The following is an 11,738-nucleotide window of genomic DNA, read 5'->3' on the forward strand; positions in this document are numbered from 1 at the left end:
CTGAAGGGAGGGCGGCATGAAGAAAGACGACAAGCTGATGACGGTCCCCGAGATCCTCGACGAACTCGGCGGCATCTCCCGCCGGACCTTCTACCGGTGGCGTGAGATCGGCAAGGCTCCCGAGGGCCTCAAGCTCCCCAACGGCGAGATCCGCATCTACCGCAGTGAGTTCGACGCCTGGCTTGAGAGCCTGCGGGAGGCTCGCACTCAAGAAGGTAGGGCTGCGTGAACGCCTCCTATGACGTGAAGTTCTTCGAGACCTACCGGAACAAGTCGAGCAAGACGCCGTCCTACGTCGTTCGATGGCAGGTGGCCGGCAAACGGTCTTCGAAGACCTACCGGACCAAGGCTCTCGCCGAGAGCTTCCTGTCGGACCTGCGCCAGGCGGCCAAGCGGGGAGAGCCGTTCGACGTCGAGAGCGGCCTACCGGCCTCCATGATCAAGGCCAAGAGCGCACGGACCGTCTTCGACTTCGTCCGGGCCTACATCGACATGAAGTGGCCCCACGCTGCGGCGAAGACCCGCGACAGCATCTCTGACGCGCTCTCCACCGTGCTCCCAGCTCTGACCAAGGATCGTGCGGGCCGCCCTGACGCCGAGGCCCTACGGACCGCGCTCCGTAAGTGCGCCCTCATCCCGGCGGACAAGAGGCCGGAGCCGTCCCCGGAGATGGCGCGGGCGGTCCGCTGGCTCGAAGGTGCGTCCCTCGACCTGGCCGACCTGAACGAGACGAAGACCGTGCGACTTGCTCTCGACGCGCTCGCGCTTCGCCTCGACGGTCAAGCCGCCAGCGCCAACACCATCAGGCGGAAGCGGGCCGTCCTCCATGCGGTCCTGGAGTACGCCGTTGAGCTGGAAGAGCTGCCATCCAATCCGCTCCACAAGGTCAAGTGGAAGCCCCCGAAGACGACCGAGACCGTAGACCCGCGCGTCGTCGTGAATCCGCGGCAGGCCGAGGAACTGTTGACCGCTGTGACCTACGTGGGCAAGCGCGGCCGGGGCCGGCGACTCATGGCCCTGTTCGCCTGCATGTACTACGCCGCACTTCGGCCGGGTGAGGCCGTCGCCCTCCGGCAGCAGGACTGCCATCTTCCGGCAATTGGCTGGGGCCGACTCCTCGTCGACGTGTCGCGTCCGGAGGTCAACACCCAGTGGACCGACAGCGGCGACGCTCACGAGGAACGCGGGCTCAAGCACCGGGGCCGGGACGACGTACGGCCGGTGCCCATCCCTCCGGCCCTGGTGAAGATCCTTCGGCAACACATCGAAGAGTTCGGGGTCGGCTCGGACGGGCGGATCTTCCGGAGCGAGCGCGGTGGAGTCGTCGCCTCGACGGCCTACACGGAGGTGTGGCAGGAAGCCCGCAAGCTCGCCTTCACTCCCGCTCAGGTCGCCTCTCCCCTGGCTCGTCGGCCGTACGACCTCCGGCATGCGGCCGTCTCCCTCTGGCTCAACGCGGGAGTCTCGGCCCCCGACGTAGCCGAGCGGGCCGGGCACAGCGTTGACGTCCTCCTACGGGTCTACGCCAAGTGCCTCGACGGCCAACAGGAGATCGCCAACCGGAGGATTGATGACGCCCTGGCTGCCTAACTCTCCGCATCCCTCCCCTTGGGCAGAAGGCAGAGATACGATCCACCGCATGTCAGACACAACGGTTAGTGAGTACGCATATACGCACGCATCACCTACCTCACGTCGCGCCGACGGTAGCGAGTGCGTGTGGTACCGCTCGCACGATGGCTCTTTCGACCTGATCCGTCTGGGCAAAGACGGTAAGCGCCGGTATCACGTCTTCGATGCCCAGAGCGGGGAGCATCTAGAACAGTTCACGAGCTGGGAAGCCGGCCGTCAGTGGATCGCGGAGCGCCTGCGATCAGCGTGATCACCGAAGTCCATAGGGTCCCGGAAGCCAGCCGGGACCCTTCGCCGTTTCGTAGGCTCGTCTCGTCGCCCTCACGAGGCCGAAAAGCTCGGCGCGACCTGCGAAAACGCGCCTAAGATCATTGCACGCATATTGGTGGACCGGCGACAGACAAGGGCTCAGAGTGGCCTACGGCTGCACAGGGCCGGAAAGCAGAAGAGGCCCCGGAGGGCCTCTGAGCTGCTGTTCTGCTGGTGGCAGGTCCAGGGTTCGAACCTGGGTAGGCTGAGCCGACGGTTTTACAGACCGCTCCCTTTGGCCACTCGGGCAACCTGCCTTGTCTTCCGCTCGCCGCGGCGACAGGTAGAAGAATAGCGGACTTCCCGGGTGCACGTGACATGGGTTTCGCCGCGCCCCTCACGTGGCCGGCGGCGGGTGCCGGAAAGCCGGAAGCGGGCGCGGCGGTGCACCGGTCATAGTGGAACGGTGATCAGACAGGCCGAGCCGGCGGACCTCGCGGTCCTGGCGGAGATCGAGAAAGCGGCGGACGGGATGTTCGTGCCACTCGGCATCGTCTTCCCGCCGGGCACCACGGTCATCGAGGAGTGCGATGATCCCGGGCGGGTCATCGTGGCGGGCCGGCCGCCGATGGGGTTCGCCCTGCTCGGGGTGGTCGACGGCCTGACCCATCTCGACCAGATCGCCGTACGTCCCGATCATGGCGACCAGGGCATCGGAACGCGGCTCCTCGATGCCTTGTGCGCGGCGGCCACCAGGGCCGGCAGCGCCGCGGTGACGCTGACGACCTTCCGGGACGTGCCGTGGAACGCCCCCTGGTACGCCCGGCGCGGCTTCCGGGTCGTACGACCTGACGAGTGGGGGCCGGAGCTCACGGCGCTGGTCGAGCACGAGCGGGCCCTGGGCATAGAGGTGGCGCCTCGCGTCGTCATGAGGAAAGACCTCTGATCACATCGTGGGCCACTAATCTCGAAGGGCAACGGAGAGAGGACACGGACACCGATGGCCGACAGCAGTTTCGACGTGGTGAGCAAGATCGACCGGCAGGAGGTCGACAACGCCCTGAACCAGACGGTCAAGGAGGTCGGGCACCGCTTCGACTTCAAGGGCACCGGCGCGAGCATCTCCTGGTCGGGGCAGAAGGACATCGAGATCAAGGCGAACAGCGAGGAGCGGGCGAACGCGGTTCTCGACGTCTTCAAGGAGAAGATCGTCAAGCGCAACCTGTCCCTCAAGATCCTGGACGCGGGCGAGCCGAAGCTGTCCGGCAAGGAGTATCGCCTGATGGTGTCCCTCAAGGAGGGCATCGACCAGGAGAACGCCAAGAAGATCTCCAAGCTCATCCGGGACGAGGGCCCGAAGGGCGTGAAGGCGCAGATCCAGGGCGAGGAGCTCCGGGTCAGCTCCAAGAAGAAGGACGACCTCCAGCAGGTCATCTCGCTGCTCAAGGGCAAGGACCTCGACATCGCCCTTCAGTTCGTCAACTACCGGTGAGACGCATCACAGCGCGACACTGACGGAAAGGCCCTGACCTGCGGGTTCAGGGCCTTCGTCGTTTCCGCACGCCACCCGGCCATGACCATTTGGTTGCCCGGAGCAACGATCAACATATGATTGCTTAGGGAAACTAAGTTTGATCACATCGGGAAGGACTTCGATGGCGACAGCGAGGACGAGGGAGACGCCGCCGGACACGGCGGCCCCCGCGATGACGCACCGGGAGATCCTGGAGGCGCTCTCGGGGCTGATGCTGGGGTTGTTCGTCGCGATCCTGTCGTCGACCGTCGTGTCGAACGCGCTCCCCACGATCACGGCGGAACTGCACGCGAACGAGACCACCTACACGTGGGTGATCACGGCGACCCTGCTCGCCACGACGGTGTCCACCCCTATCTGGGGCAAGCTCGCCGACCTGATGAGCAAGAAGATCCTCATCCAGCTCGGCCTCACCGTCTACGTCATCGGCTCGGCGATCGCCGGTCTGTCGCAGAACTCCGGCATGCTGATCGTGGCACGAGTGATCCAGGGCCTCGGCGCCGGCGGCCTCACCGCGCTCACCCAGGTCATCATGGCGGCGATGATCTCGCCGCGGGAGCGCGGCCGCTACTCCGGCTACCTGGGCGCGGTCTTCGCCGTCGCCACGATCGGCGGCCCGCTCGTCGGCGGCCTCATCGTCGACACCTCGTGGCTCGGCTGGCGCTGGTGCTTCTACGTCGGCGTGCCGTTCGCGGTCCTCTCGCTGATCGTGCTGCAGAAGACCCTGAACCTGCCGGTCCTCAAGCGGGACGTACGCATCGACTGGGGCGGCGCGACGCTGATCACCGCCGCGGTCTCGCTGCTGCTGATCTGGGTCTCCTTCGCCGGCACCAAGTACGACTGGCTGTCGTGGCAGACCGGCGCGATGGTCGGCGGCGCGGTGATGCTCGCGCTGCTCTTCCTCGTGGTCGAGTCGAAGGTGAGCGAGCCCATCGTCCCGCTGCGCCTGTTCCGGACCCGTACGGTCAGCCTCAGCGTGATCGCCAGCGTGCTGGTCGGCGTCGCGATGTTCGGCGGCACGACCTTCCTCAGCCAGTATTTCCAGCTCGCCCGGGGCGAGACGCCCACGGTGGCCGGCCTGATGACGTTGCCGATGATCCTCGGCCTGGCGATCTCCTCCACGGTCTCCGGGCAGATCATCACCCGCACCGGCCGCTGGAAGGTCTTCCTGGTCTCCGGCACCTTCTTCCTCACCGCCGGGTTCGCCCTCATGGGCACGCTGCGGTACGACACCGACTACTGGCTCGTCGCGATCTTCATGTTCTGCGTCGGCGTCGGCATCGGCATGAGCCAGCAGAACCTCGTCCTCGCGGTGCAGAACCAGGTGCGCGCGGAGGACCTGGGCGCGGGCAGCTCGGTCGTCTCGTTCTTCCGCTCCCTCGGCGGCGCGATCGGCGTCTCGGCCCTCGGCGCCCTGATGGGCGACCGCGTCAAGCACTACCTGGAGGACGCCCTGGCCGCGCTGGGCGTGCAGGGCGGCACCGGCCAGGAGGCCGGCGCGATCCCGAAGCTGTCCGCGCTGCCCGCCCCGATCCGCACGGCTGTGGAGGGCGCGTACGGCCACGGCATCGGCGACCTGTTCCTCTACGCGGCGCCGCTCTCCCTCCTCGCGCTGATCGCCGTGCTGTTCATCAAGGAGGTCCCGCTGCGGACCAGCGCGATCACCGTACGCGCCGACGCGGCGGAGGCCGGCGAGACGCCCGGACCCGAGACCGCGCCCCAGCGGAACGGCGCCGTGACCGGACGCCACGCCCAGCGGGACAGGCAGCAGCACGACAGGCAGCGGCCGGTCACGGCGGCCGGGGCCGAGCCGGCGTCGCCGAACGGCCACGCCACCGCCATCGAGCCCCTGAACGCACAGCCTCTGACCACGCAGGCCCTGAACGCACAGTCTCTGACCACGCAGGCCCCGAACGCGCAGGTCCTCACCGCCACCCAGGCCCAGCCGTACGCCGCTCTGGCGATGGACGCGCACGGGCCCGGCGTGGACATCCGCGGGTTCGTCAAGGGCCGGGACGGCGTGCCCGTGGGCCGCGCCACGCTCACGCTGATCGACGTACGCGGCCACCAGCTCGGCCGTACGGTCACCCAGGACGACGGGGGCTACGTGCTCCAGGCGCCCGGCAGCGGGACGTACGTGCTGATCGCATCGGCGGGCGACCGGGAGCCGCAGGTCGCGACGCTGGTCGTGGGCGACCAGCCGGTCGACTATGACATGGTGCTCGCGGCCTCGGGCCGGCTCGTCGGCACCGTACGCGGCGCGGACGGGACGCCGGTCGCCGACGCGGTGGTCGTCGTGACCGACGTACGCGGCGAGGTCGTGGCCAGCAGCGCGACCGACGCCCAGGGCGGCTTCTCCTTCTCCGGCATCGTGGCCGGCACCTACACGCTCACGGTCAGCGGCGCGGCCTACCGTCCCTCCGCCGTGCCGATCGAGGTGCTGGGCACCGGCCAGACCCGGCACGACGTCGTGCTGCTGCCCGGCGCGCGGGTGCGGGGCACGGTCCGCGTCAAGGACGGCGTGCCGCTGGCCGACGCCAGGGTCACGCTGCTCGACGCCGCCGGCAACGTGGTGGGCGTGGCGACCACCGGCGAGGACGGCGAGTACGCCTTCACCGACCTGACCGGCGGGCAGTACACGCTCGTCGCGAGCGGCTACCCGCCCGTTGCGAGCACGCTGAACCTCGGCGGCGAGGGCGACGAGCCGTACGACGTGTGGCTGGGGCACGAGCGATGAGCGTCTCCGAGACGGCGCCCAGGGGACTGCACGCCCTGGTCAGGAGCAAGGACGGCTGGGCCGTGCAGCACGCGGTCGTCACGGTGACGGACACGACCGGTCGGCAGGTGGCGCGGGCGGAGGCGGACGCCGACGGGCACGTCGTCACCGCCCCGCTGCCGCCGGGGGTCTACACGGTGGTCGCGACCGCGATCGGGTATGCGCCCGCCGCGTCCACCGCGATCGCGACCGCCTCGGGCGCCGCCGAGGCCGGCACGCTGGTGCTGGCCCGGCAGGGCGGCACCGCGCTCCCGCCGCCCGGTGTGTGGACGATCGACCCCGAGCACTCGAAGATCTCGGCCACGGCGCGGCACCTCGGGCTGAGCAGCGTGCAGGGGCGGTTCACCGAGTTCTCCGGCCGGATCGAGATGGGCGCCACGCCGGAGGAGTCGTCGGTGGTCGCCGAGATCGTCGCCGGCTCCATCGACACGGGCAGCCGGATGCGCGATGATCACCTGCGTTCCGCGGACTTCCTCGACGTCCCGGTGCACCCGGTGATCACCTACCGGAGCACCGGGCTGTCGCCGGCGGGCCCGGACCGGTGGACGGTGCACGGCGTGCTGACGCTGAGCGGCGTCAGCCGCCCGGTCGATCTCGACCTGAGCTATCTGGGCACGGGCCCGGACCTGTGGGGCGGGCTGCGGGCGGCGTTCCACGCGGTCACCGAGCTGCGCCGCGAGGAGTTCGCGATGACCTACAACCAGGTCGTCCAGGCGGGGATCTCGCTGATCGGGGCGACACTGAAAGTAGAGCTGGAAATCCAGGCGGTGCGCGGGTAAATCCCCTGCCACACATAGTCAGGAGGAGGCAGGCCATGACGGAGGCGGAGATCGCTCCCCGACCGCCCACGGCCGGCGAACACGAGGCGTACTGCGCGATCGAGCGGCAGCTCGCCATCCTGTTGCGGCGCGCCAACGCGTTCTCCGCCGGGATGGGGCGCAAGGTGCATCCCGAGCTGGACCCCGGCGCGTACGGCCTGCTGGTCCGCATCGAGCAGAGCTCGCCGATGCGGTCCAGCGACCTGGCCGCCTACCTTCGGGTCGGCCGGGCGACGATCAGCCGCCAGCTCAAGGGGCTGGAGGAGCTGGGGCTGATCAGCCGCAGCCCCGACCCCGAGGACGGCCGGGCCCATTTGCTGGCCCTCACCGCCGAGGGCAGCAGGCGGCTCGGCGCCGCGCGGTCCGCCCGCGAGGGCCGGCTCCGCACGCTGCTGGCCGCCTGGCCGGAAGAGGACGTACGGCTGCTCGCAGGGATGCTCGAACGGTTCAACATACTCACGGAAGACCTCTATCCCTGACCTCACGTTTCACGTACGTTACGGGCTACAACCCATGTGGTGGCCAATCCGTCATAAGGGACGCTTAAACTGCGCCTCAGACGTTTTCGCACCACAGCAAGGAGGCCGGTGTGGCTCCCTGGTCCATTTATCGGAAAGCGGCGAGCATCGGGGCGGTGGCTCTGGCGGCGACGCTGACCGTCACCGCCTGCGGGAGCGACTCCGCCGACTCGGGCACGACGACGGCCTCGGCCGCCCCCGGCGGTGTCGCCCTCGTCAACGCCGGAAAGCTCACCACCTGCACGAACATTCCGTACGAGCCGTTCCAGTTCAACCAGGGCGACAAGGTCGTCGGGTTCGACGTGGACATCGTCGACCTGGTCGCGAAGAAGCTGGGCGTGACCCAGGACATCGTGGACATCGACTTCGCGGCGATCAAGAGTGGCGCCGCGCTGAACGCCCGCAAGTGCGACGTCGCCGCCGCCGGCATGACGATCACGCCGGAGCGTCAGCAGAACCTGTTGTTCTCCGAGCCGTACTTCGACGCCACCCAGGCGCTGATGGCGAAGAAGGGCAGCGGGGTCACCTCGCTCGACGACGTCAAGGCCAAGAACCTCAAGCTGGGCGCGCAGGCGTCCACGACCGGCCTCGACTACGTCAAGGGGAAGGGCTTCGAGCCGATCGAGTTCGCCGACTCTCCCAAGGAGCTGCTCGGCCTGCAGACCGGCCAGGCGGACGTGATCGTGCAGGACCTCCCGGTCGTGCTGACCTGGCTGAAGAAGCCCGAGATCGGCGCCAAGTTCGAGCAGGTCGCCAGCCTCGACACCGGTGAGCAGTACGGCATCGGCATGAAGAAGGACAACACGGCGCTCAAGAAGGTCGTCGACGAGGTCCTCGCCACCGCCAAGTCCGACGGCACCTACAACGAGATCTACAAGAAGTGGTTCGGCACCGAGCCCGGCGGCGCGTCCGGCGGTGGTTCGGGCGCCGAGACCGGAACCGAGTCGCCCGCCGCGGGATCATGAGTGTTGTGACCGAGCAGCAGGCGCCATCCCCGGCTGAGCCCCGCAAGGGGCTCAGCCCGCGCAAGAGGCAGCGCATCAGCCGGGTCATCCAGTACGCCCTGCTGATCGTGGTCTTCGTCGTCCTGGTCGCGCTGGCCGACTGGAAGTCGATCGGCGAGTCGTTCCTCAACCTCGAGGTCGCCGGCAAGGGCCTGCCCGACCTGTTCACGGTGGCGTTGCGCAACACCGTGATCTACACGCTGACGGGCTTCGCCCTCGGCTTCGTCGCGGGTCTGGTGCTGGCCCTGATGCGGCTGTCCTCGGTCGCGCCCTACCGGTGGCTGTCGGTGATCTACATCGAGATCTTCCGCGGCCTGCCGATCCTGCTCATCTTCCTGATGATCGGGAGCCTCCCGCTGGCGTTCCCCGGCTTCGAACTGCCCGGCGGCGTGTACGGCAGTGCCGCCCTGGGGCTCGGCGTCGTCTCGGCGGCGTACATGGCGGAGAACTTCCGGGCGGGCATCCAGGCGGTGCCGAAGGGACAGATGGAGGCGGCGCGGTCGCTCGGCATGCCGCACATGCGGGCGATGATCACGATCATCATCCCGCAGGCGATCCGGATCGTGCTGCCGCCGCTCACCAACCAGCTCGTCATGCTGCTGAAGGACTCCTCGCTGGTGCTCATCCTGGGCGTCACGGCCGCCCAGGTGGAGCTGGCCAAGTTCGGCAACGACCAGTCCTCCACCTACGCCAACCCCACGCCGATCCTCGTGACCGGTCTGACGTACCTGCTGATCACGATCCCCCTCGGGTACGTCGCGAGGCGGCTGGAAGCGCGTCAGGGAGCGCACCGATGAGCACCGTCGAGATCAGGAACCTGCACAAGTCGTTCGGCAGCCTCGAAGTGCTGCGCGGCATCGACTTCACGGTCGAGAGCGGCCAGGTCGTCTGCGTTATCGGGCCGTCCGGCTCGGGCAAGTCCACGCTGCTGCGCTGCGTGAACCTGCTGGAGCAGCCGACCTCCGGCACCGTGGTCGTGGACGGCGTCGACCTGACCGACCCCGACGTCGACATCGACGCCGCCCGGCGGCACATCGGCATGGTGTTCCAGCAGTTCAACCTGTTCCCCCACCTGACCGTGCGGCGCAACGTCACGATCGCCCAGGAGCGGGTGCTCAAGCGGCGCAAGGACGAGTGCGACCGCGTCGCCCGGGAGAACCTGGAGAAGGTCGGCCTGATCGAGAAGATCGACGCCTACCCGCCCCAGTTGTCCGGTGGTCAGCAGCAGCGGGTGGCGATCGCCCGCGCGCTCGCCATGAACCCCTCGCTGATGCTGTTCGACGAGCCGACCTCCGCCCTCGACCCCGAGCTGGTCGGCGACGTGCTGTCGGTCATGCGGCAGCTCGCGGAGGACGGCATGACCATGCTCGTCGTCACCCACGAGATGGGGTTCGCCCGCGAGGTCGCCGACCGTGTGGTGTTCATGGACGGCGGCGTGATCGTCGAGGACGGGCCGCCCGAGCAGGTCATCGCCGACCCGCGGCACGAGCGGACCCGCGAGTTCCTCAGCCGCGTGCTGCACCCCGGCGGCGTCTGACGTCCGGAGCACCCCCTTCGTGGAACAATGGCGTACTTCGAGGGGGGTGATGGGCGGGTGGGCGCGCTCTCGGAGCAGGTGCGGGCGGCGATCGCGAGCAACGTGCGGCACGCGCGGCACACGCGTGGGCTCAGCATCCGTGACCTGGCGGACCGCTCCGGCTTCAGCAAGGCGCTGCTGTCGCAGATCGAGCGCGGCCTGGCCAACCCCACGGTCGAGGTGCTGGCGGGGTTAGCCGAGGCGCTCGACCTGTCCTTCTCCGACATCACCAGGACGCCACTGTACGAACCGCAGGTGCTGCGCCGCGCCGGCGACGGCGCGGCGCGCACCCTGCTCAGCTCCCTCGACCGGCGGCACTTCGAGCTGTACGAAACGCCGCTGCCACCAGAGCACGCCCACGAGAGCGCGCCGCACGGGCGGGGGTCGGAGGAGTTCGCCTACGTCCTGTCCGGGTCCGTGACCCTGGAGGTCGCCACGTACGAAGTCAGTCTTGAGGCAGGGGACGCCGTGCGGTTCTCGGCCGAGGCCGAGCACGGCTACCGGACCGGTGCGGAGCCGGCCCGGCTGCTGACGCTCGTCTCCATGCCCTTCGACTGACGGCTCACCTGAGCGCGATCATGCTCCGGTAGCTCGGCCGGCCATACCAGGCGAGCCGGTCCAGCGTCGCGGCGGGCAGCGGCAGGTCGAGCGCGTCGAGGTAGGTCTCACCCAGATGGGCGTCCGTCCAGGGATCGTTGACGTGGAAGACGTCTCCGTCCACACCGTGGACGGCGATCCAGTGCGGGCAACTTTCTTCGTGCATGCCAAGCTGCTCGATCAGCACGAGCGCCATTCCGCCGCCCTCGACCACCGCGCGGAGCCGGTCGAGGTCGAAGGCGACGGTCTCCACGCCGATGCCCCGGCGGGACAGCTCGGCGCGGAACCCCGTCTGGATGAAGCGCCGCAGCTCGCGCTCCTCGTCCGTATCGCACAGCTCCAGCAGGGTCGGGGCCTCGGTGGACAGCAGCACCTCCGGGGTGACGCCCCGGCCCGCGGCAGCGAGCGCGAGGCCCAGGGGGTCGCAGCCGGCCACCGTGGTCGCCTCGCGCCACAGCCGCAGCTCCTCTTCCCGGGAGGGCTCGCCCCCCAGCCCCAGCCCGGCCAGGGCCATCTGCAGCGCCACCGGCCCGCAGGTGAAGTCGGTGGTCTGGCGCATGTACGGCACCGCCCGCGCGGGCGGCCGCTCGCGCCAGCGCACCTGACCATGACCCGTTTCCACGCGGCCGACGACCGGGCCCGCCCAGGTGGGCACCGGTACCTCCCGGTAACCCCGGCCCAGCGAGCGTTCCCATGCGGCATCCCGCGCCGCGAACCAGCGCTTGACCGCCACCGCGCCCTCTCGCCAGGCGCGCTCCTCGATCACGCGGACGAGCGCGTCGGCGACCGCGTCATCGTCCGCCCACACGTCCACGATCTTCCGGTACGCGGTGAGCGGCCTGTGCACCTCGAACGCGGCCCCGGTCAGCGTCCCGTCCTGCGTACGGGCCGTGACGAGCGTGCGCACCTGCACGCCGCCGGCGAGCCGCCAGCGGCTCAGCAGGCCGGCGGGCACGGCGTCGAGTCCGTCGGCGACGGAGGCCACGTCCCCTGTCACGGGCAGCACGTCGACGCGTAGGTCGGTCATCAGGATC

General features: G+C 69.1%; 12 protein-coding genes and 1 tRNA gene. 11 read left to right on the forward strand and 2 right to left on the reverse strand.

Annotated features, from left to right (window positions below; translation table 11 throughout):
• Window positions 1-16: 16 nt before the first annotated feature.
• Window positions 17-229: a helix-turn-helix domain-containing protein gene (locus HCK04_RS37815; RefSeq protein WP_142652262.1), complete on the forward strand. Its 213-nt coding sequence runs from the start codon at window positions 17-19 to the stop codon at window positions 227-229.
• The gene (locus HCK04_RS37820; RefSeq protein WP_142652264.1) at window positions 226-1,590 is read left to right on the forward strand and encodes a tyrosine-type recombinase/integrase; all 1,365 of its coding nucleotides are present in this window, start codon (window positions 226-228) and stop codon (window positions 1,588-1,590) included. Before HCK04_RS37815 ends, HCK04_RS37820 begins: the two co-directional genes overlap by 4 nt.
• Before the next feature lie 523 nt (window positions 1,591-2,113).
• On the opposite strand, the gene HCK04_RS37825 is transcribed toward HCK04_RS37820, so the two are convergent.
• Window positions 2,114-2,198 (reverse strand) — tRNA-Tyr (locus HCK04_RS37825).
• A gap of 149 nt (window positions 2,199-2,347) precedes the next feature.
• Here HCK04_RS37825 and HCK04_RS37830 point away from each other — a divergent pair.
• From HCK04_RS37830 to HCK04_RS37870, 9 genes are all read left to right on the forward strand, one after another.
• On the forward strand, window positions 2,348-2,827 hold the full coding sequence (locus HCK04_RS37830; RefSeq protein ID WP_260617548.1) for a GNAT family N-acetyltransferase: 480 nt from the start codon (window positions 2,348-2,350) through the stop codon (window positions 2,825-2,827).
• Window positions 2,828-2,881: 54 nt separating this feature from the next.
• Window positions 2,882-3,373, forward strand: a complete 492-nt coding sequence (locus HCK04_RS37835) for a YajQ family cyclic di-GMP-binding protein (RefSeq protein ID WP_142619740.1) — start codon at window positions 2,882-2,884, stop codon at window positions 3,371-3,373.
• Window positions 3,374-3,536: 163 nt separating this feature from the next.
• Window positions 3,537-6,152, forward strand: a complete 2,616-nt coding sequence (locus HCK04_RS37840) for an MFS transporter (RefSeq protein ID WP_142652266.1) — start codon at window positions 3,537-3,539, stop codon at window positions 6,150-6,152.
• The gene (locus tag HCK04_RS37845; RefSeq protein ID WP_142652268.1) at window positions 6,149-6,970 is read left to right on the forward strand and encodes a YceI family protein; all 822 of its coding nucleotides are present in this window, start codon (window positions 6,149-6,151) and stop codon (window positions 6,968-6,970) included. The genes HCK04_RS37840 and HCK04_RS37845 overlap by 4 nt, the downstream gene beginning before the upstream one ends.
• Window positions 6,971-7,005: 35 nt before the next feature.
• On the forward strand, window positions 7,006-7,488 hold the full coding sequence (locus HCK04_RS37850; protein WP_142652270.1) for a MarR family winged helix-turn-helix transcriptional regulator: 483 nt from the start codon (window positions 7,006-7,008) through the stop codon (window positions 7,486-7,488).
• Window positions 7,489-7,598: 110 nt separating this feature from the next.
• Window positions 7,599-8,492, forward strand: coding sequence for an ABC transporter substrate-binding protein (locus HCK04_RS37855; protein WP_142652272.1), 894 nt, complete (start codon window positions 7,599-7,601; stop codon window positions 8,490-8,492).
• Entirely contained in the window at window positions 8,489-9,328 is an 840-nt protein-coding gene (locus tag HCK04_RS37860; protein WP_142652274.1) for an amino acid ABC transporter permease, read from the forward strand. Before HCK04_RS37855 ends, HCK04_RS37860 begins: the two co-directional genes overlap by 4 nt.
• Window positions 9,325-10,068 carry an amino acid ABC transporter ATP-binding protein gene (locus HCK04_RS37865; protein WP_142652276.1) on the forward strand — a complete coding sequence of 248 codons (744 nt, stop codon included), beginning with the start codon at window positions 9,325-9,327 and terminating at the stop codon, window positions 10,066-10,068. The genes HCK04_RS37860 and HCK04_RS37865 overlap by 4 nt, the downstream gene beginning before the upstream one ends.
• A gap of 27 nt (window positions 10,069-10,095) precedes the next feature.
• The gene (locus HCK04_RS37870) at window positions 10,096-10,665 is read left to right on the forward strand and encodes an XRE family transcriptional regulator (RefSeq protein WP_142652278.1); all 570 of its coding nucleotides are present in this window, start codon (window positions 10,096-10,098) and stop codon (window positions 10,663-10,665) included.
• Between the two features lie 4 nt (window positions 10,666-10,669).
• Here the strand turns inward: HCK04_RS37870 and HCK04_RS37875 are convergent, their stop codons facing one another.
• On the reverse strand, window positions 10,670-11,731 hold the full coding sequence (locus HCK04_RS37875; RefSeq protein ID WP_142652280.1) for a peptidase C39 family protein: 1,062 nt from the start codon (window positions 11,729-11,731) through the stop codon (window positions 10,670-10,672).
• Window positions 11,732-11,738 lie beyond the last annotated feature (7 nt).

The sequence above is a fragment of the Microbispora sp. CL1-1 genome (genome assembly GCF_012034195.1).
Taxonomy (GTDB): domain Bacteria; phylum Actinomycetota; class Actinomycetes; order Streptosporangiales; family Streptosporangiaceae; genus Microbispora.

Coding starts and splice junctions, on each gene's coding strand:
- HCK04_RS37845 (WP_142652268.1), top strand. CDS start 6,149: ATGAGCGTCTCCGAGACGGCGCCCAGGGGACTGCACGCCCTGGTCAGG.
- HCK04_RS37815 (WP_142652262.1), top strand. CDS start 17: ATGAAGAAAGACGACAAGCTGATGACGGTCCCCGAGATCCTCGACGAA.
- HCK04_RS37840 (WP_142652266.1), top strand. CDS start 3,537: ATGGCGACAGCGAGGACGAGGGAGACGCCGCCGGACACGGCGGCCCCC.
- HCK04_RS37865 (WP_142652276.1), top strand. CDS start 9,325: ATGAGCACCGTCGAGATCAGGAACCTGCACAAGTCGTTCGGCAGCCTC.
- HCK04_RS37860 (WP_142652274.1), top strand. CDS start 8,489: ATGAGTGTTGTGACCGAGCAGCAGGCGCCATCCCCGGCTGAGCCCCGC.
- HCK04_RS37870 (WP_142652278.1), top strand. CDS start 10,096: ATGGCGTACTTCGAGGGGGGTGATGGGCGGGTGGGCGCGCTCTCGGAG.
- HCK04_RS37850 (WP_142652270.1), top strand. CDS start 7,006: ATGACGGAGGCGGAGATCGCTCCCCGACCGCCCACGGCCGGCGAACAC.
- HCK04_RS37835 (WP_142619740.1), top strand. CDS start 2,882: ATGGCCGACAGCAGTTTCGACGTGGTGAGCAAGATCGACCGGCAGGAG.
- HCK04_RS37875 (WP_142652280.1), bottom strand. CDS start 11,731: ATGACCGACCTACGCGTCGACGTGCTGCCCGTGACAGGGGACGTGGCC.